The sequence below is a fragment of the Rhizobium sp. L43 genome (assembly GCF_002531725.1).
Lineage (GTDB): Bacteria > Pseudomonadota > Alphaproteobacteria > Rhizobiales > Rhizobiaceae > Rhizobium.
The window spans coordinates 79302-97548 of the sequence record NZ_NWSQ01000011.1 but is presented as its reverse complement, the minus strand read 5'-3'; the positions used below and the strand labels follow the sequence as shown (position 1 = coordinate 97548).

The window sequence follows — 18247 nt, the reverse complement described above, 5'->3', positions numbered from 1 at the left end:
AAGGTGCCCGTAGGGCGGATGAGGGGGCTTCCTGCCGTGGATATCTCCGCATGAAGTTCAACAAGCTGCGCCTGGTCGGCTTTAAATCCTTCGTCGAGCCGACGGAATTCATCATCGAGCGGGGGCTGACCGGCGTCGTCGGCCCGAACGGCTGCGGCAAGTCGAACCTTGTCGAGGCGCTGCGCTGGGTGATGGGCGAGAATTCCTACAAGAACATGCGCGCCTCCGGCATGGACGACGTGATCTTCTCAGGCTCGGGAAATCGCCCGGCGCGCAACACCGCCGAAGTGGCGCTCTATCTCGACAATGGCGAGCGCACCGCGCCTGCCGCCTTCAACGACAGCGACGAGATCCAGGTCACCCGCCGCATCGAGCGTGAACAGGGCTCGCTCTATCGCATCAACGGCAAGGAAAGCCGCGCCAAGGATGTGCAGCTGCTGTTTGCCGATGCCTCCACCGGCGCCCGCTCGCCGTCGATGGTCGGGCAGGGGCGTATCGGCGAGCTGATCCAGGCCAAGCCGCAGGCCCGCCGCCAGCTGCTCGAAGAGGCGGCCGGCATTTCAGGCCTGCATTCCCGCCGCCACGAGGCGGAGCTGCGGCTGCGCGCCGCCGAAGGCAATCTCGAGCGCCTCGACGACGTCACCTCGCAGCTCGAAAGCCAGATCGAGAGCCTGAAGCGGCAGGCCCGCCAGGCGAACCGCTTCAAGACGCTGTCTGCCGATATCCGCGCCCGCGAAGCGATGCTGCTGCATATCCGCTGGGTGCAGGCGAAGGAGGCCGAGGCCGAGGCCGACAGCGCGTTGAACCAGGCGACCTCAGTCGTCGCCGAAAAGGCGCAGATGCAGATGGAGGCGGCGAAGAACCAGGGCATTGCCAGCCTGAAGCTGCCGGAACTGCGCGAGGGCGAGGCGCGCGCCGCCGCCGCCCTGCAGCGCCTGCAGATCGCCCGAAGCCAGCTGGAGGAAGATGCCGGCCGCATCCTGCGCCGCCGCGACGAGCTGACCCGCCGCCTCGCCCAGCTTGCCGAGGATATAAGCCGCGAGCAGCGGCTGGTGGCCGACAATGCCGTCATCCTTGCCAAGCTCGATGCCGAAGAGGCGGAAATTGCAGAAATCCTCGCCGATTCCGGCCGTTATGCCGAGGAAACCCGCGAGGCCTTCGAGGAAGCGGCGGCAAAACTGGCCGACAGCGAGCGCATCTTCACCCAGCTGACGGCCGAGCGTGCCGAGGCGGCTGCCGGCCGCAACCAGCTGGAGCGCGCCATCCGCGATCTCGCCGACCGCCGGATGCGCCTCGAACGCCAGATGGACGAGGCCAACCACGAATTGTCAGCCATCGGCGAGAAGATATCAGGCCTGGCCGATCCCGACGAAAAACGCGCCATCGTCGAGGCCGGCGAGATCGCCCTTGCCGATGCCGAAGCCGCCGTCCAGCTGGTGGAACAGGCGCTGACATCAGCCCGCCAGACCGAGGCGCTGTCGCGCGCGCCGGTCGATCAGGCCCGTTCGAGCCTGAATGCGCTGGAAACCGAGGCGCGGACTATTTCTCGCATGTTGGCCGCCGGTGCGGCCGCCGGCAAATTTCCCCCGGTTGCCGATGAGTTGAAGGTCGATCGCGGCTTCGAAACGGCGCTGGGTGCCGCCCTCGGCGACGATCTGGAATCGCCGCTCGATGCCGAGGCGCCGGCCCATTGGTCGGACAATGGCGATGGTGCCAGCGATCCCGCACTGCCATCCGGTGCAACACCGCTGCTCGATCATGTCCGCGCGCCGGCGGCACTCACCCGCCGCCTGCGCCAGATCGGCCTGGTCGCGGAAGCGGAGGCGCAGTCGCTGATGGCGGCGCTGAAAACAGGCCAGCGGCTGGTGACGAAAGAGGGCGCGGTCTATCGCTGGGACGGCCACGTCACCGGCGCCGATGCCCCGAGTGCCGCGGCCCTGCGCCTTGCCCAGAAGAACCGCCTGGCCGAACTCGAAGGCGAAGCCGCCCTGGCCCGCGACGTGCTTGCCGAAGCCGAGGAGCGGCAGGCAGCGGCGGCCGAAGCGATCCGCGCCGAGGAGCGCCGGCTTGCCGAAGCGCGTGACATGAGCCGTCTGTCGGCGCGTCATCTCACTGAGGCGCGCGAGGCGCTTGTTGCCGCCGAGCGTGCCTCCGGCGATCTCATCCGCCGCCGCGATGTCGTCAGCGAGGCCGCCAGCCAGCTGCGCACGCAGCTGGAAGAGATCGCTATCCAGGAAGAAAATGCCCGCATCGAGCTGGAGGACGCGCCTGATCTCACTGCGATCGACGAGCGGCTGCGGTTCCAGCAGGCGGAAGTTGCGACCGATCGCGGCGCGCTGGCCGAGAGCCGCGCCCGCCACGAAAGCCTGGCGCGGGAAAACGAGGCCCGCCAGCGCCGCATCCTGGCGATCGGCCAGGAGCGCGAGACCTGGCGCCAGCGGGCGGCAAGCGGCGAAGATCATGTCGCCACGCTCCGCGAGCGCGAGGAAGAGGCGCGGGAAGAGGCAGCCGAGCTCGAACTGGCGCCGGATGAATTCGACGACAAGCGCCGCGCTCTGCTCAACGAATTGCAGAAGGCCGAGGAGGCGCGCCGACAGGCCAGCGATCTTCTGGCCGAGGCCGAACGCATCCAGCGCGAAGCCGATCACAAGGCGACGACGGCACTGTCGGAACTTGCCGAATGCCGTGAACGCCGCGGCCGCGCCGAGGAGCGCCTCGTCTCCGCCCGCGAGAAGCGGCAGGAAAGCGAAGGCCGCATCCGCGAGGTCCTGAACGTCGCCCCGCACGAGGCGCTGCAGCTGACCGGGCGCCCGACCATGCAGGCTCTACCCGATCCGCGCGAAGTCGAGCGCGAGCTGGAACGCCTGAGGATCGAGCGCGAGCGGCTCGGCGCCGTCAACCTGCGCGCCGACGAGGAACAGAAGGAGCTGAGCGAGAAGCTCGAAGCGCTGATCAAGGAACGCGACGACGTCATCGATGCGATCCGCAAGCTGCGCGGCGCCATCCAGAGCCTCAACCGCGAGGGCCGCGAGCGGCTGATCGCCGCCTTCGATATCGTCAACGCCCAGTTCCAGCGGCTGTTCACCCACCTTTTCGGCGGCGGCACCGCCGAGCTGCAGCTGATCGAATCCGACGATCCGCTGGAAGCCGGCCTCGAAATCCTCGCCCGTCCGCCCGGCAAGAAGCCGCAGACCATGACGCTGCTATCCGGCGGCGAACAGGCGCTGACGGCGATGGCGCTGATCTTCGCCGTCTTCCTCACCAATCCGGCGCCGATCTGCGTGCTCGACGAAGTCGACGCGCCGCTCGACGACCACAATGTCGAGCGCTACTGCAATCTCATGGACGAAATGGCGGCCTCCACCGAAACCCGCTTCGTCATCATCACCCACAATCCGATCACCATGGCCCGCATGAACCGCCTCTTCGGCGTCACCATGGCCGAGCAGGGCGTCTCCCAACTGGTCTCCGTCGACCTGCAGACCGCCGAGCGCCTGCGCGAGATTGCTTGAGGCTCTGCGGGAGCCACGGAAACGCTCTATTTCTACAGCTGATATCGGCCGCGCTCTTCAATGAGTGCTTCGATACGATTGCGCCGTGCGACGGCCATTGCGATCAAAGGCGTGACAAGAACCGCTAGCGCCAAGCTTGCAACCGAAAGCGCAAGCAGCCACCGTCCCAACTGCCTCACCAGGGATGCAAGATCGGCAGAGAGCCAGTCCATCTCGGGGGCAGTATGACCATTGGCGGAGACCCAATCCCGCATGATCGCCATGCGCTCGCGGTGAATGTCTGGATGTAAATCCTTCACGTCTTCGATCCGGCTGAGGAAATCCGAGGCGTCGCCAGCCTCGCCCTCAAGATAGGCAATCTGCGCAAGGGTATAGGCCGCAAGCGAAGGATCGACGGTCACTTTCCCGACAGAGGAGGCGGTATTCTTTTCCGCAGCGATCGAACCACGAAGATTGAGAGCCAGACCCTGGAATCCGTCTGTGTTGGGCTGCGGAATATTTCCGGGCGCGACGGTTGATCCATCGGCGGCCAGTTTCAACTTTGAACGCAGAAGCTGCGAGAATTGCTGGGGTAACGCTTCACGGCGCGAGTGCTGTGCAAGCTGAACATTTTGCAGAGCCAGGCATGCCAGGAAAGCCACCGCCGTGAAAGCGCCTAGATATCCTGACCGGCGCGTCGCAAGAACAATCGCGACAATACAAGCCGGATATTTGAGCCAGTTGAGTGCGACGGACCAGCCCGTCCAGTCCCGCACACCGACGATGACAGCAACTCCATCCTGCTGCGCATAATCGGCCGTATTTCCCGCAAGCGCCACAAAATGGAAAGCCGTATTTTTTTCAGCATCGGGCAGCCAGACCCAATAGGAGGCCAAAGCTGAAAGCGCGGCGAATGTCAGGAGACTGAGGGATACTAAAAGATAGGTGCGTGCGCGGGAGGCGATTGCTTCAATCGCACGCTCGCCATTTGCAACGGAAGGCGATTGAACCGACTTTCTGGCAATGCTGGTGCCAAACAATCTACCCGCTTTCTTCAATGCATCCGGCAGCCTGGCCCGGCGATGTTCCAGCTCGCGCTCGATCGAGGAAACCCTGCGGCTCCGGCGAGCGACCAACCAGCTGACCCCGTTCGTCAAAGGAGCTGCAATTCCAAACAGCAGGCCTGCCAAAAGTAACAGATATGCCTTCTGCGATTGGGCGGCATTGTCGACGATGAACTTCTTGCGAGCCTCCGGACCAAAGCCGCCGGATGCGAGCGTAAAGTTCCGTATCGCCTGAAAGCGGGCGCGCTCGAAATTATTCTGAGCGACGCCGCTTGCCTCCAGCCTATCAAGTGCAGCCGCGGCAGCGGCGGCATCGCCGCGAAGGGCCGCCACTTGCGCCAGGAAGTAAGGTGCGATTTTCGTATCGGCGCCCGCATCGGCGCTTGCCTGGTCGGCGTTGGAAGGGAGTTCGGAAAGGCGGATCACCCTATATTTGGCATAGGTCTCCCGGACGCCGACATGCCTGGAGAGGTCGAAAATCAGTGCGAAAATAAGAGGGCTGGCCAAGACGCCGACGGCAACAAAGGCAATGATCGCGCGGCGAGAAAGCGGCGCGTGGAAAGCCACGGCAATGAATGCGAACAGTGCAAGCGCATAGGGGGCGAAGTACAGGGACTGGCCGAACAATCCCCATGGGATCAGAAAAAATGCAGCGGTCAGGCCAGCGAAAAACCAACGTCTTTTGATGATGGTGAAAACGGTCGCAAGCGCCAGGATGGCAGATATCATTTGCGCCGGCTGGGCGAACGGTATCGAGCCGACGGGAACTGAAGACACCGCTGATTTGACGTTGGCTAGCGCCAGTGCATTGGTGAAGGCATCGAGCACGTAGATCGAGCCATCCAGCATCCTCAGATCATTCGGATCAGATGGTCGCGTGCACGCTGCTGCAAAGAGCAGCATGAAGGCGACGAAAGCAAATCCCTGGGCAATAAACGACAGCATGCCGGATCGGCGATCCAATCCGGCATGCTGTTCGTCAATTATGTGGTCGGTGAGTTTTCCCGCCGCGGAGCCGGAGGCACGTGGAGACGAGGTTGCGCCGAGCACCCGCCTCCCAAAAGCCGAAGCGTCAGCCACGGGTGGCCCCGGCCGCCTTGACGCCGGACAGCATCTCGCCGCGAAGTCGTTCCAGCTCGCCAATCGCCTGACGACGATCCGTTGCGCCCTTCTCGTGGACATCGCGAACGTCGGTCAGCGTGAGCAGGATCTTCTCATGGACGTGCTGAAGCGTTTCGACATCGACGACAAGACGCTGGTTGGATTTCGCCGTCGCCACCGAATTCTGGTGCAGAAGTTCGGCATTCCTGCGCATGATGGCGTTCGTCGCATTGTCGATCGTGTCTGCCAATGCGACGGCGCTTTTCTGCTCGTCCAGGGTCAGGGCCAGCATGAAGGCGCGTTTCCACGCCGGTAACGTCAACTGGCGGATCGTCTGGAACTTGTCGACGAGCGCGAGATTGTTTGCCTGGATGATGCGAACCATCGGCAGGGTCTGCATGGCCGCATGCTGAAGGACGCGCATATCATCCGCGCGCTTCGAAAGCTGCTGACGGTTCGCTTCGAGGACCGCGAGATATTCGCTCGAGGCAAGGTCGCCGGATGCGTTATTCTGGCGGCCGATCTCGGCTTCCATGTCATGAAGCCGCAGTTCGATGGCTTCGACATGCTTGCCGAGCGCGGAATACTCTGTGCGAACGCCCTCGTACATCAGCTGATAGTCATGGTTCCGCTGCGACAGCGTCTGAGCCGTCGTCTCGATCTGCGCAACTAGCTTGTCGACCTGACCTTTGACGGTATCGAACCGAGCGATGGCGCGTTCCTTCGATCGCGCAAGCCGCTTCAAAAGCCCGCCGATGACCGGAATTCGGCCAGCCGAGTTGTCGAGTGACGACAGATTGAACTGTTGCGCGGCGAGCACGATCTCGTTCAACTGAGCCCCGGTGTCGTCGAGGTCCGTCGCTCGCGCCGTGCGAAGAATCTCGTCGGCATATTGCGATGAGCGCTCGGCGACTTCCTGGCCGAACAGCTGGATGGAGAGCGCCGACGACAACTCGATGGTGGCTGCCAGACGCGCGACTTCCGGATCGACTTGGCGGTCGCCGGCGACCGCAATTGATGTGTCTTGCAGTGGCAATGCTGCGTTGATCATTCTTGTCCAACCTTCTTCAGGAAGCCTATGAGATTGCGGTGTGCATCAAGAAACGCGGTTACGACGGAGCTGCGAGGGGCGATAGCTTCCCCATGAATGATCGCCAGCGCGTTTCGTTGCCAAAGAGGCAGCAACAGCGTTTCGATGTCGGTAAATCGGTCGAGCAACGAAGCAAGCACACTTGCGGACAGCTCGATCTGCTGGAGCGTCAACGTGTTGGCTGCTTCCATCGCCATGATGTTGGAAAGACGCCGCTCAAAGCGGGCGACGAGAGACAGGTCGGAGCCGTCCGACAGGGAAACAAGCAACTTGGCATCGGAGATCACACGGGCAAGACGCCGCTGTTCGTCGATGAGCTCTAACCGGGTTCTGTCGAGGATTTCCCGTATGCGCACCCCGGCCTGCGCCGCCCGGCTCAGCTGCCGGAACAGATCGGCGACCCTGTGGCTGGCAAGTTCGAACTCCAAGCGGGCCTCGACGTCTGCGCCGGTGAAGCGGCCGATCAGGCCCTGCTTTCGCAACATCTTCTGGAGGTCGACCTCCTCCAGCATCTCGATCAGTTCGTTCGCCGAGCTGCGGATGTCGCGCGCCGGGGCCGAACTCAGGAGGTTGCCATCCATCCTTGGCGAGCGAGCCGCCATATCAAGGACTGCAATCGCGTCGTCATCGATCACCGCAGATCGAGCAGGCCGCTCTTCCGCACTGTCCGGAACTGGATAAGAATGATTGGTGCCAAGGGCCATCGCAATATTGGGCTCGGAGAATTCAAGTCGTCACACGACAATGTCAGCTGAATATTGAAAATAGAATGAATTCGGTCATGCGCCTTTTACGGGTGGCGAAAATGTCAGCGCTCTGCCGCCCAAGCCCAGACGCAATTTCAGCAAATGTCCGGGCGGTTTTGCGCCCGGAAATTGCGTAAAATCAAACGCCGAGCAATAAACACCAAAAAAGGTCGGCTCTCTTGCCGTTCCTACCCCATTTGGGTGATGCTCTTTTCGCTGACTTGCATTAGAAGTTGTTTCAACGCAACCTGAACGCCTTGCTGAAAAGCGGGTGATCAAGGCGCGGGATTTTCGAAATTGCGTGCGGTTTTCCGGGCAGAGGGCAAGAGCCGGAAAGCTTAAGGCAGTTCCAGCAGGGCGCGAGCGATTTTCCTTTCGAAAAGCGTGCGGCAGCTTTCGCCGGATTTGCACGAAAACAAAGCGATAGGGCGTTTCCCCGAAAAGATGAAGGTGGGAAATGCGCTGGGTTGAGGGACCCCCCGTCCGGTTTTCCTGGCCGGACGGAAACAAGGCTTTGCGGGACATGTTGCAGTCCCGCAAAGCTTTTTTTATGCCGTCTTCCCTGTCGGCGACGGTTTCAATCGTTTCATTCGCCGCACCGCCAAAGATTTATTGTGCAATGCAACATTCTGCCGCATTTGTCGATTTTCATTTCAACACCAACGGATTAAGCTAATCGCGGTTTGGTGTTGGGGGGAAGATGACCAAGTGGGTCTATACGTTCGGCGACGGGCAGGCTGAGGGCCGGGCGCGCGATCAGGAGATTCTGGGCGGCAAGGGCGCCAATCTCGCGGAAATGTGCGCCCTTGGGCTCCCCGTTCCGCCGGGACTGACGATCGTCAGCGCTGCCTGCAACACCTATTACAAGAACGGCCGCCATATCGACGACGGGCTGAAGCAGCAGGTGCGCGCCGGCATATCCGGTATCGAGGCCGTCACCGGCCGCCACTTCGGCTCCGTCAGCCAGCCGCTGCTGTTGTCGGTGCGCTCCGGCGCCCGCGTTTCCATGCCTGGCATGATGGACACGGTGCTCAATCTCGGCCTCAACGACGAGACGGTGCAGGCGCTCGGCCACGATGCCGGCGACGCGCGTTTTGCCTGGGACAGCTATCGCCGCTTCATCCAGATGTATGCCGATGTCGTCATGGGCCTCGGCAACGACGCCTTCGAGGAAATCCTGGAAGACGAGAAGGCGAGGCTCGGCCACGAATTCGATACCGAACTCAGCGCCACCGAATGGCAGCATATCGTTTCGCTCTACAAGCGGCTGATCGAGGAGGAGCTCGCGCAGGAGTTTCCGCAGGATCCCGAAGTTCAGCTCTGGGGCGCGGTCGGTGCGGTCTTTTCCAGCTGGATGAGTGCGCGCGCCGTCACCTATCGCCAGCTCCACAATATTCCGGAAGGCTGGGGCACGGCGGTCAATATCCAGGCAATGGTCTTCGGCAATCTCGGCAATGCCTCGGCGACAGGCGTTGCCTTCACCCGCAACCCCTCGACCGGCGAGAGGGCGCTTTACGGTGAATTCCTCGTCAATGCCCAGGGCGAGGATGTTGTGGCCGGCATCCGCACGCCGCAAAGCATCACCGAGGAGGGACGGATTTCCTCCGGGTCCGAAAAACCCTCGATGGAAAAGCTGATGCCGGAGGCCTTCCGCGAACTCCTCCGCATCTGCACCGAGCTCGAGATTCACTATCGCGACATGCAGGATATCGAATTCACCATCGAGCGCGGCCGGCTGTGGATGCTGCAGACCCGCTCGGGCAAGCGCTCGACCCGGGCGGCGATGAAGATCGCCGTCGATATGGTCGATGAGAAAGTGATCACCGAGGAGGAGGCGGTGCTGCGCATCGAACCATCCAGCCTCGATCAGCTGCTGCATCCGACGATCGATCCGCGCGTCACCCGCCAGGTGATCGGCACCGGGCTGCCGGCCTCGCCGGGGGCGGCCACCGGCGCCATCGTCTTCACCGCCGAAGAGGCCGTCGAGGCGGAATCCGAAGGCCGCAAGGTCATTCTGCTCAGGGTCGAGACCAGCCCTGAGGATATTCACGGCATGCATGCCGCCGAAGGCATTCTGACGACGCGCGGCGGCATGACCAGCCATGCGGCGGTGGTTGCCCGCGGCATGGGCATCCCCTGCGTCGTCGGCGCCGGCACCATGCGCATCGATCAACGCAACGAGCGGCTGCTCGGCGTCGGCGTCACGCTCAAGAAGGGCGATATCATCACCATCGACGGCTCGGCCGGCCAGGTGCTGAAGGGCGAGGTGCCGATGACCCAGCCGGAGCTGTCGGGCGATTTCGGCCGCATCATGGGTTGGGCCGACCGCGCCCGGCGCATGACGGTGCGCACCAATGCCGATACGCCGGCCGATGCGCGCGCCGCCCGCTCCTTCGGCGCCGAGGGTATCGGCCTCTGCCGTACCGAACATATGTTCTTCGAGGGCGAGCGCATTCACGTGATGCGCGAAATGATCCTGGCTGTGGACGAGAAGGGCAGGCGGCTGGCGCTCGACAAGCTGCTGCCGATGCAGCGGCTGGATTTCACCGGCCTCTTCACAGTCATGCACGGCCTGCCGGTGACGATCCGCCTGCTCGATCCGCCGCTGCACGAATTCCTGCCGAAGACTGATGACGAGGTCGCCGAGGTCGCCTTCGCCATGGGCATGGAACCATCCGCCCTTCGCCAGCGCGTCGATGCGCTGCACGAGTTCAACCCGATGCTCGGCCATCGCGGCTGCCGGCTGGCGATCTCCTATCCCGAAATCGTCGAGATGCAGGCCCGCGCCATCTTCGAGGCGGCGGTGGCCGCGGCCCAGGAGACCGGGGCGGCCGTCGTGCCGGAGATCATGGTGCCGCTGGTCGGCCTGCGCTCCGAACTCGATTACGTCAAGGCGCGGATCGACGCGGTGGCCGGCAATGTCATGAGCGAGGCCGGCATGAAGATCGATTATCTCGTCGGCACGATGATCGAGCTGCCGCGCGCCGCCCTTCGCGCCCATGTGATCGCCGAAGCCGCCGAATTCTTCTCCTTCGGCACCAACGACCTGACGCAGACCACCTTCGGCATCTCCCGCGACGATGCCTCGGCCTTCATCCCCACCTATCAGCGCAAGGGCATCATCGAGCACGATCCCTTCATCTCGCTCGATTTCGACGGGGTCGGCGAATTGATCAGCATCGCCGCCGAACGCGGCCGGCGCACCCGCAACGACATGAAGCTCGGCATCTGCGGCGAACATGGCGGCGACCCGGCCTCGATCCGCTTCTGCGAAACGATCGGCCTCGATTATGTCTCCTGCTCGCCGTTCCGCGTGCCGATCGCCAGGCTGGCGGCGGCGCAGGCGGTGATTTCAGGCAGTCTGAAAGACCGCGCGGGCAAATAAGAGCCGGGCAGCCAGGGTTTAATGATGATGCCGCCAGTGATCGCGGTAGATATAAGGCCCGTTCAGATCCCAGGCCATGCTCTGCATCAACTCCGCACTCTGCGCCCGCGATTCCGCCCGCCGGTCGAGATCGATGCGCTGCAGGCAGGTGGCAAAACCATCCGTGCCGCGGCGGAAGCCATAGCCGAGGCACCGCTGCTCATCCGCCGCCCGCCGCTCCTCCGGCGTCATCGTCTGGCAGGCGGAAAGGCTGGCGGCGAGGGTGGTTATGACGGTGATGAGGAAGGGAACGCGCATTGGTGTATTCCTTGAGGCATAGCTCCCCTGAGGAAAGTCCTTTCAGCGGATGCCGTCAAGCGAGTGATATCCGGCGGTCGCCGAGATCGGGTCGATGGCGTGACCGGTGTGCCGTGTGGCCCCCTCATCCGCCCTACGGGCACCTTCTCCCCGCTAGGGGAGAAGAGGGAATCGAGACCTCGCGACACATCCCCTTCGCCCCAGCGGGGAGAAGGTGCCGGCAGGCGGATGAGGGGGCCGCACGCACCGCCTCTCCTCCCTCGTTCCTGTGCTTGTCACAGGAATCCAGTGCGCCCAAGGCTTTGGGCGCGGAATACTCTTTGCCGTCGCATCAGTCATTCACCGCGCCGACGCGCGGTGGCTGGATTCCTGTGACGAGCACGGAATGAGGGAGGCTGTGGCGGACGTTCTCACGCCGCCCCAGCCGGATCCCCAATCGGCAGCAGGGCCGGATCAAGCGGCTTATCCCCAGGGTTCTTCGTATCGGCCGGATCCTGCGCCGGCGTCAGCGGCGGTTTTTGTTGGATGGGGTCGGGAATGCCGGGGGTCGGCGTGGGGCCGCGCGGTGTATCGGCATTGGGTGTCGGGATCGGGTCTTTGTTGGGCATGATCGCCTCCTTTTCGAAAAAAGGAACGGCATCGTCCGCATATGGTTCCACTTTCGCAGCCGGGCATTCCTCTGTATGAGGGGGCGCGCAAATATTGGAACGAGCATGGCCATCCGCGATCGATTTTCGAAGAAACTGAGCTGTCCGCAATGCGGCAATGAGGGCTTTGCCGAAGCCTCTGAGATCGATGATCCCAAGCGCAAGCACCCGGATTTCAACGTCGATCAGCTGCCGCGCGGCTTCGGCGTGCAGCGGCCTTCCAATCACCAGGAAAACTTCATGATCAAGTGCGAATGCGGGCGCAAATTTCCCTTCCGCAGCGTTGCGGAAGCCGCGGCCGAGCGCCGCTGATATGATGATCTAGAACTAGATCCGCTCCAGCAATTCGATAAAAGCATCGGCGAAACGCACCAGCGGCGCGGTCTCTTCGTCGGGCGCCTGCATGCGGATCTCGGTGCCGTTATCGTCGAGCAGCGCCAGCACGACGCGCATCTCCTGGCCGTCACCCGGAATGCGCAGCACGGCGATGCGGCGGCAATCCTGGACGAGGCCTCCGGCCGGAAGGTCGAACAGTAGTTCGCCGCCGGAGCGTGCCGCTGCCCGGCGCACCGCCTCGCAGAAGCCGGCATCGCCGCCGGCATAACCTTCGAGCGAAAGTTCGAGCTCGAGCAGCTCCATCGGCAGCATCGGCTCGGACTGGTGGTCGATCCCGCCAAGCGCAGACGCCTGCGGCCTTGCTGCAATCTCGGGTGAAATCATCCCGTCTCTCCTCTGCATCTGGAGATGAAACCGCGGCAGAATGGCCTTTTTTTGACATATCAGCAAGGGCTTATGAAGCAACCGCCGATTCGTCATGGCCTTCGCCGTGGATTCCAACGCATTGCCTCAGACAATAGTTTCAATTTAGCCGAATCTTGCCCCAGATCCGGATGATTTTAGGCCGGGCCGGCCTAAAATCTGAATCCGGATCTAAATCAAAGAATAGAGCATGATGTCGTCCGAAAACCGCTTCACACTTTTCGGCATCATGCTCTAAACAGGGTTGTGGCGATTTGCGTGGTCGAGGACGCGGGCGCTGACGAGCAACCGGTAAGTTTGATGGCCATCCGTTTCGACCGTCCCGTTTCCAGCGCCGCCCGCTTTTCGCGGCTGCTCGGGGCGTTTTCGCTGGTTCTGGCGCTGGCGGTGCTGATTGCCCATCGCTTCGGCGGGCTGGCCACCCCCTATCTCGTGCTGCTGCTGATTGCCGCCGCCGGCTGCGCGCTGCTGGCGGCGATGCTCGCCGCGCTCGGGCTGCGCAGCCTCTGGATGACAGGGGCCGAAGGCGGGCTGGCGGCGCTCGCCGCCCTGATCTATGCCGCCTTTCCGCTTGGCCTCGGCGCCCTTGCCGCCGAGCGTTATATGACGCTGCCTGACATTCACGACGTCTCCACCGATCCGGCCTCCGCTCCGGACTGGCTGTCGCCACCGCACGCCGATCAGATCTGGCTGAAGCGCAACGCCGAGGTGACGCCCGAGGATCGCGAAAAGCAGATATCAGCCTATCCCGAACTCACCGGCCGGCGTTATGAGGGCGCGCTCGACCGGGTGCTGGAAGCGGTGCGCAAGGTTGCCAAGCAGAGCGGCTTCACGATCGTCAAGACATCAGGTACCACCGAGCCGGACCGCGACCCCGAGGACAAGCCGGCAAAACCTCAGCCCGGCGACGACGCCGTTACCGATGCGCCCGGCATCATCCCCGTGCCGACGCCGCGCCCCTATGACGACGATGTCGCCAAGCTGATCCGCGGCGCCAACGGCGTGACGCTGCAGGGCACCACCCGCACGCTGATCCTCGGCCTGCGCTTCGATTTCATCATCCGGCTGCGCGAAGAGGCCGAAACCACCTTCGTCGACATCCGCGTCGCCTCCCGCTACGGCCAACACGACCTCGGCTTCAGCGCCGCAATCGCCGGCGATTATTTGAAGGCGCTGGATGCGGAACTGCTGGGGATTGCGGGTGGGTGAGCCGCGGTGCCGCCGCAGGCGGCAGCAATCGATCCGGCGAATCGATTGCAGCGGCGAACGCCCTGAGCCCAAGCGAAGGGCCGGGATAGGGTGCGGCAGGTTCGACGCCCGTACCGGTGCCGCCGCAGGCGGCAGCAATCGATCCGGCGAATCGATTGCAGCGGCGAACGCCCTGAGCCCAAGCGAAGGGCCGGGATAGGGTGCGGCAGGTTCGACGCCCGTACCGGTGCCGCCGCAGGCGGCAGCAATCGATCCGGCGAATCGATTGCAGCGGCGAACGCCCTGAGCCCAAGCGAAGGGCCGGGATAGGGTGCGGCAGGTTCGACGCCCGTACCGGTGCCGCCGCAGGCGGCAGCAATCGATCCGGCGAATCGATTGCAGTTGCGAACGCCCTGAACCCCAAGCGAAGGCCCGGAATAGGGTGCGGCAAACTCGGCCTGCTATCACGGCACACCAGCTAAAATTTTAGCGAGAACGCTACCCCAACCTCCCTCATTCCTGTGCTCGTCACAGGAATCCAGTGCGCCCAGGTCCCTGGGCGCGGGAGACTCCTTGGCTGATAAGAGTCAATCACCGCGCAGAAGCGCGGTGGCTGGATTCCTGTGACAGGCACAGGAATGAGGGAGGAGAAGTGGGCGAAAACGCCTTAGGCCCAAAGCAAAGGGCCGGGATAGGGTGCGGCAGACTCGGCGACCTACGGCCGCAACCTCTCGATTCCCTCTTCTCCCCAGCGGGGAGAAGGTGCCCGTGGGGCGGATGAGGGGGCCGGCGAAGCCGGTCTTTCCTTACAACGACAAAGCGGGTTTCAACCGCGCTCGCGTCGGCATGGCGGATGAGAGGGCGTGCCGTGTGGCCCCCCCATCCGACCCTTCGGGCCACCTTTACCTGGGTCGAGCCACGTGTCTCGACCCGTCCTTCGGACCCCCGCTGGGGAGAAGAGAACACATGCCGCAGCCTCTCCGTTCCCCCGCTCGCTCTCGCTGGGCTCGACCCCGGTAAGGTTAGGGTGAGGGGCAGCTATCCGCGCAAACCGACAGGCACCCCTCACTCCACCACCAACCACCCCGTATACCGCACCACCAACCCCGTCAGCCGCCCGCCGATCTCCACGTGAAAGTGGAACCGCCCATCGCGCTCCTCCTCATACGTATCCCCGCCAGGCGCCAGAAACATCGGCAGTGGAATCCCGCAGAACCGCCAGCCGCGCACGACGAGCCGCAGCTTCTCCCCATCCGGCACCAGCGCCATCAGCACCCGGAACGGCCCAAACACCTCGGTGAGCAGATGCCGGTCGCGGCCCTTTCCCTCGACCTGCCAGCTGCGGAACACCGTGCCGCCGAAATCCCGCGTCCAGATCTCCTTGTCGCCATCGGCAACGAAACGCACCGTGACCGGCACATCCTCGCCCGCCTTGGGAAAGCCGATCACCCCGGCGACGATCCTGGCCAGCAGCCCGCCGCCGCGCTCGATCCGCGCCCGGCCGGAGGCGAGGCGGGTGCCGCCGGCATGGATCGCGGCGAGGGCCGGCGGCAGCCGCTCCCAGGCGCTGCCGAGAATCCGCCGGTAAAGCGGCAGACAGGTCTCCTCGTTTTCCATCCGGATGCCTGTCGTGATCTGAAAACGCCGGAAGGCCGCTTCGAAATCTTCAAGCTGCAATTCCCCCGCCGCCGGTCGCGCACCATTCTCCGGCCGTACACCGCTCAGCAGCCGGCGAACCAGCGCGTCGACGCCGATGATGGGAATGAACGGCCCGTCATCACCTTCGGCAATCAGATGCCAACCGCAGGACAGCCGCTTTCCCGCGTGATCGATGCCACTGATGCGGACGAACATGCCGCCGCGATGTTCGCCGATCGCGAAAGCGTGGCTGGCGCGCTGTAGCAGCCGTGCAATCGGCAGCAGCGATGGCAGCAGCCGGAGGTGGACGAGCCTTGCCGAGAAGCTGAGCAAGCGCTGCAGCGGCTGCGGCTCCGTTCCGACCCCGGTGAAGCTAGATTTGAGATCGGCAAAGCGGGCCGGCAGCAGCTTGAGATCCGGCGCATCCACCAGCAGGAATTTCCGGCTGCGCAGCGGTGCTGCCCCTGGCGCCGCTACCGTCACCCGCATCGCATCGATCAGCCCGCGCCCGGCGGCCGGCTGCCCATCGCGCAGCACCGTGACTTGTCTGCCGGCATAGGTGGCGATCGCTCTGATGACATTGAGCCCGATCCGCACATGCGCCGACGGGGCAATGCCCGCCGATACAGATTCGATCCGGGAGAAATGCGGCGCCATCGCATTAAGTGCTGCAAAGGAGAGGGCGGGCAGGCTGCTGAGCCCTGAAAGCGCGAAGGTGCCCTTTGCCTTGGCTGCCGCATCGAGCCCACCGATGCCGGCGACAAAGCCGGTGCTGTCGGCGATATCGGCATAATCGATGCCGAGGCCGATGCAGGCCTCGGCGACCTTATAGGCATCCTCTCCGAAGGTCTGGAACGGCCCCGAGGCATCGACGACGAGATGAGGCCTCAGCCGCGTCAGCTGTTCGGTGAGATCGCCGTCTCGGTCGAAGCTGACGGCCTGCACCATCGCGCCGAGATTGTTGCTTCCCAGGCCCTCGGCGCCATCTTTCGGCGTCCGGAGATCTGCAACGAAATCGTCAGCCTTTTCAAGCGAGCGCCCCGCAACCAGCAGCCTCAGCCTGGGTTGATCGCCAAGCAGCCGGGCAAGCCGCCCGCCAAACGTGCCGTAACCGCCGATGATGAGCAGGCAAAACCGGTCCTCGCTCATGTGATGAAGCGGCTTCGCTGCTCCGGCGTCGGCACCATGCAGCTTTGCCGCCCGGCGATCTTCAGCCTGTTGCGGGCGATGAATTCATAGAGCGCATCGGCCGCCCGCCGCGGCAGCAGCCGGAAAATCTTGACCAGCGAATAGGGAAAGCCGAGGCCCGCCACCATGCGGATCGAGCCGTCGGACTTGAAGAAGGCGCGGCCGTTCTCGATCAGGATATTGGTCTCATAGTCGCGCGCGTGCAGCCCGTAATGCCGGTAGAGCGCTTCGCCGAGCGGCGTCTGCGCCGCGAGGAACCGGTATCGCTGCTTCTTGTCATGTTTCAGCGCGAATTTCACCCAGCCGGAGCAGAACACGCATTCGCCATCGAAGACGATCAGCGGCCGGTCATCGGCAAAACCGGGCACATCGGCATCGTTGCGATAGCTGTAATCGGCTTGCGGCTTCATCGTCATGTCCCCATCCTCATGACCCCACCCTCATATTCATGCCGCCGGCCGGTAGTGGGCGGCCAGCGAAGGCGGCCCATCCGCCGCGATCTCGCCGCGCTCCAGAAGATCCTCGATATGGGCGAGCACGGAAAGGGCGGCCGCCCCATGCAGCTTCGGATCGGTATCGTGATAGATCACCTTCACCATCTCGGCAATCTGCCTGTCCCCGGCCTGGACACGCGCCAGCACGGCCTGCTCGCGCTTCAGCCGATGCGCCTTTAGCGCCTTGAGGAAACTCGAGGGCTCCGTCACCGGCCCGCCATGGCCGGGCAGCAACAGACGGTCCTGGCGCTCCATCAGCCGGTCGAGCGATTCCATGTAATCCGCCATCGAACCATCCGGGGGTGCCACGATCGAGGTCGACCAGGCCATGACGTGATCGCCGGAGAACAGGATGTCGCGTCCCTCAAGTGCGAAGGCCGCATGATTGGCCGTGTGCCCCGGCGTCAGCACCGCGCTCAGCGCCCAGCCATCGCCCGACAGGGTCTGGCCGTCACTGAGCGCGATATCGGGCACGAAAGATATATCCGAGCTTTCGGCAAAGGGATTGACCTCGCCCTCGCGCAGCGGCCGCGCCGGCCGGTGCGGCCCTTGGCCCACCGTCTCCGCCCCCGTTGCCGCCTGCAGCCGCCTGGAAAGCGGCGAGTGGTCGCGATGCGTGTGGCTGACGAAGATATGCGTCACCGCGCGGCCGCCAAGCGCTGCCATCAGCGCTTGATAATGCGCCTCGTCCTCCGGACCGGGATCGATGACCGCGACCGAGGAAGCGCCGACAATATAGCTGTTGGTGCCGAAAAAGGTGAAAGGACCGGGATTGTTCACTGTAACCCGCTCGACCCCTGAAACAACCGGCACGGCCTGCCCATAGGCCGGCTCGAAAGCGAGGTCGAATGCGGGACTGTCCATGAAGGAATGATCTCGGGCCAATGACGTCGCCACTTCCTATCACGACGGCGGGTGCTGCGCAGCGCATAAATCTGCGCCGGGTTAAACTTAGTCATTGTGACAGGCGAAGAGCTTTGCTAATCAGGCGTCGATTTGAGCAAGCGGTTTCCGCTCAAGCTCTGTTGGGGCGTCGCCAAGCGGTAAGGCAACGGTTTTTGGTACCGTCATCCCTGGTTCGAATCCAGGCGCCCCAGCCACGCTAATTTTTACGCTTTTATTCCTGATCTTTGCGCTCTCATGACCGCATCGTATAATT

General features: G+C 63.5%; 14 protein-coding genes and 1 tRNA gene. 5 read left to right on the top strand and 10 right to left on the bottom strand.

The window, feature by feature from the left end; all coding sequences use genetic code 11:
• The first annotated feature begins 50 nt into the window (after positions 1 to 50).
• On the top strand, positions 51 to 3512 hold the full coding sequence (locus tag CO667_RS16105; protein WP_097619316.1) for a chromosome segregation SMC family protein: 3462 nt from the start codon (positions 51 to 53) through the stop codon (positions 3510 to 3512).
• A gap of 32 nt (positions 3513 to 3544) precedes the next feature.
• On the opposite strand, the gene CO667_RS16100 is transcribed toward CO667_RS16105, so the two are convergent.
• The 4 genes from CO667_RS16100 to CO667_RS34835 form a co-directional block, all read right to left on the bottom strand.
• The gene (locus tag CO667_RS16100; RefSeq protein WP_097619315.1) at positions 3545 to 5635 is read right to left on the bottom strand and encodes a hypothetical protein; all 2091 of its coding nucleotides are present in this window, start codon (positions 5633 to 5635) and stop codon (positions 3545 to 3547) included.
• Positions 5628 to 6707: a toxic anion resistance protein gene (locus tag CO667_RS16095; protein ID WP_097619314.1), complete on the bottom strand. Its 1080-nt coding sequence runs from the start codon at positions 6705 to 6707 to the stop codon at positions 5628 to 5630. Before CO667_RS16095 ends, CO667_RS16100 begins: the two co-directional genes overlap by 8 nt.
• Positions 6704 to 7381 carry a hypothetical protein gene (locus CO667_RS16090; protein WP_245433144.1) on the bottom strand — a complete coding sequence of 226 codons (678 nt, stop codon included), beginning with the start codon at positions 7379 to 7381 and terminating at the stop codon, positions 6704 to 6706. The genes CO667_RS16095 and CO667_RS16090 overlap by 4 nt, the downstream gene beginning before the upstream one ends.
• A gap of 144 nt (positions 7382 to 7525) precedes the next feature.
• Positions 7526 to 8017, bottom strand: a complete 492-nt coding sequence (locus CO667_RS34835) for a hypothetical protein (RefSeq protein WP_143540717.1) — start codon at positions 8015 to 8017, stop codon at positions 7526 to 7528.
• 175 nt (positions 8018 to 8192) lie between these two features.
• Here CO667_RS34835 and ppdK point away from each other — a divergent pair, with 175 nt between their 5' ends.
• Positions 8193 to 10877, top strand: a complete 2685-nt coding sequence (gene ppdK / locus CO667_RS16085; protein ID WP_097619312.1) for a pyruvate, phosphate dikinase — start codon at positions 8193 to 8195, stop codon at positions 10875 to 10877.
• Between the two features lie 18 nt (positions 10878 to 10895).
• On the opposite strand, the gene CO667_RS16080 is transcribed toward ppdK, so the two are convergent.
• Both CO667_RS16080 and CO667_RS16070 read right to left on the bottom strand, forming a co-directional pair.
• Positions 10896 to 11174 (bottom strand): hypothetical protein, encoded by a 279-nt coding sequence (locus CO667_RS16080; RefSeq protein WP_097619311.1) that lies wholly within the window; start codon positions 11172 to 11174, stop codon positions 10896 to 10898.
• Between the two features lie 410 nt (positions 11175 to 11584).
• Positions 11585 to 11782 carry a hypothetical protein gene (locus CO667_RS16070; RefSeq protein WP_097619435.1) on the bottom strand — a complete coding sequence of 66 codons (198 nt, stop codon included), beginning with the start codon at positions 11780 to 11782 and terminating at the stop codon, positions 11585 to 11587.
• Positions 11783 to 11887: 105 nt separating this feature from the next.
• On the opposite strand from CO667_RS16070, the gene CO667_RS16065 reads away from it, so the two are divergent.
• Positions 11888 to 12133: a hypothetical protein gene (locus CO667_RS16065; RefSeq protein WP_097619310.1), complete on the top strand. Its 246-nt coding sequence runs from the start codon at positions 11888 to 11890 to the stop codon at positions 12131 to 12133.
• 15 nt (positions 12134 to 12148) lie between these two features.
• Here CO667_RS16065 and CO667_RS16060 read toward each other — a convergent pair whose 3' ends face one another.
• Entirely contained in the window at positions 12149 to 12541 is a 393-nt protein-coding gene (locus tag CO667_RS16060) for a hypothetical protein (RefSeq protein WP_097619309.1), read from the bottom strand.
• A gap of 339 nt (positions 12542 to 12880) precedes the next feature.
• Between CO667_RS16060 and CO667_RS16055 the strand changes: the two genes are divergently transcribed.
• Entirely contained in the window at positions 12881 to 13789 is a 909-nt protein-coding gene (locus CO667_RS16055) for a DUF1499 domain-containing protein (RefSeq protein ID WP_097619308.1), read from the top strand.
• 1044 nt (positions 13790 to 14833) lie between these two features.
• On the opposite strand, the gene CO667_RS16050 is transcribed toward CO667_RS16055, so the two are convergent.
• The 3 genes from CO667_RS16050 to CO667_RS16040 are packed head-to-tail and all read right to left on the bottom strand — an operon-like array spanning position 14834 to position 17952.
• A complete protein-coding gene (locus CO667_RS16050; RefSeq protein WP_097619307.1) occupies positions 14834 to 16555 on the bottom strand; it encodes a DUF4166 domain-containing protein in 1722 nt (573 codons plus the stop codon).
• Complete coding sequence (locus CO667_RS16045; RefSeq protein ID WP_097619306.1) at positions 16552 to 17010, bottom strand: DCC1-like thiol-disulfide oxidoreductase family protein; 459 nt, start codon at positions 17008 to 17010, stop codon at positions 16552 to 16554. Before CO667_RS16045 ends, CO667_RS16050 begins: the two co-directional genes overlap by 4 nt.
• A gap of 30 nt (positions 17011 to 17040) precedes the next feature.
• Complete coding sequence (locus tag CO667_RS16040) at positions 17041 to 17952, bottom strand: MBL fold metallo-hydrolase (RefSeq protein ID WP_097619305.1); 912 nt, start codon at positions 17950 to 17952, stop codon at positions 17041 to 17043.
• Between the two features lie 162 nt (positions 17953 to 18114).
• Between CO667_RS16040 and CO667_RS16035 the strand changes: the two genes are divergently transcribed.
• Positions 18115 to 18188 (top strand) — tRNA-Gln (locus tag CO667_RS16035).
• The last annotated feature ends 59 nt before the right edge of the window (positions 18189 to 18247 follow it).

Excerpts from the sequence above, each read along its gene's own strand:
- CO667_RS16105 (WP_097619316.1), top strand. The coding sequence starts at position 51 with ATGAAGTTCAACAAGCTGCGCCTGGTCGGCTTTAAATCCTTCGTCGAG.
- CO667_RS16095 (WP_097619314.1), bottom strand. The coding sequence starts at position 6,707 with ATGATCAACGCAGCATTGCCACTGCAAGACACATCAATTGCGGTCGCC.
- CO667_RS34835 (WP_143540717.1), bottom strand. The coding sequence starts at position 8,017 with ATGTCCCGCAAAGCCTTGTTTCCGTCCGGCCAGGAAAACCGGACGGGG.
- ppdK (WP_097619312.1), top strand. The coding sequence starts at position 8,193 with ATGACCAAGTGGGTCTATACGTTCGGCGACGGGCAGGCTGAGGGCCGG.
- CO667_RS16080 (WP_097619311.1), bottom strand. The coding sequence starts at position 11,174 with ATGCGCGTTCCCTTCCTCATCACCGTCATAACCACCCTCGCCGCCAGC.
- CO667_RS16070 (WP_097619435.1), bottom strand. The coding sequence starts at position 11,782 with ATGCCCAACAAAGACCCGATCCCGACACCCAATGCCGATACACCGCGC.
- CO667_RS16065 (WP_097619310.1), top strand. The coding sequence starts at position 11,888 with ATGGCCATCCGCGATCGATTTTCGAAGAAACTGAGCTGTCCGCAATGC.
- CO667_RS16060 (WP_097619309.1), bottom strand. The coding sequence starts at position 12,541 with ATGATTTCACCCGAGATTGCAGCAAGGCCGCAGGCGTCTGCGCTTGGC.
- CO667_RS16055 (WP_097619308.1), top strand. The coding sequence starts at position 12,881 with ATGGCCATCCGTTTCGACCGTCCCGTTTCCAGCGCCGCCCGCTTTTCG.
- CO667_RS16050 (WP_097619307.1), bottom strand. The coding sequence starts at position 16,555 with ATGAGCGAGGACCGGTTTTGCCTGCTCATCATCGGCGGTTACGGCACG.
- CO667_RS16045 (WP_097619306.1), bottom strand. The coding sequence starts at position 17,010 with ATGACGATGAAGCCGCAAGCCGATTACAGCTATCGCAACGATGCCGAT.
- CO667_RS16040 (WP_097619305.1), bottom strand. The coding sequence starts at position 17,952 with ATGGACAGTCCCGCATTCGACCTCGCTTTCGAGCCGGCCTATGGGCAG.